Source organism: Dietzia sp. NPDC055343, assembly GCF_053645265.1.
On the sequence record NZ_JBSHMJ010000044.1, the window covers coordinates 23,937 to 24,528 of the forward strand.

General features: G+C 73.5%; 1 protein-coding gene. It reads right to left on the bottom strand.

Annotated elements, in window-relative coordinates:
* The coding region (locus tag ACWIE7_RS16230; RefSeq protein WP_454069955.1) for an FtsB family cell division protein at positions 1–572 on the bottom strand (572 nt) is incomplete at its 3' end.
* Positions 573–592: the final 20 nt, after the last annotated feature.

Consider the following 592-nt stretch of genomic DNA (forward strand, 5'->3'; position numbering starts at 1 on the left):
GGGGGGGTGCCGCGGGGGGGGGGGGGCACCCGGGGGGGGGGGGGGGTGGGGGGGCCGCCGGGGATCGACGTGCCGTCGAGGATCGACTCCTCCGGCATGACCGGATCGGCCGGCACGGAGATCGAGTTCCACAGGCGCGTCTGCCACGGCAGCGCCGCGATCTCCGCCGCCCGCTTCTCGGCCGCCGCCTCCTCCACCGGGTCGACCGTGCTCACGCGGTACGGGGTCTCCCCCGGCTTGACCGCCCCGAAGCGGATGCGGGCCTGCTGCTCGATGAACGCCGGATCGGACAGCATCTCCTGCTCGGCCTCGAGCTCGGCGATCGTCGCCTCGATCGCGGCCCGCTCCTGCATGACCGCCTTCTCGTCGCGGAGGAACTGGTAGTGGTTGCGCAGCGGGAACGAGACGGTGATGAGCAGGATGATGGCGACGACGGCGAGGAGTCCGATCCGCCGGGGCGTGTAGTTCTTCGGCCCCAGGACCGTCGAGGACAGATCCGTGCGGGTGGTGAGACGATGGGCCTCCGGATGCGCGGTGGTGCCGACCCGGCCGGACCTGGCGGACGCCGGCACGGGCCGATCCCGTTCGCGCG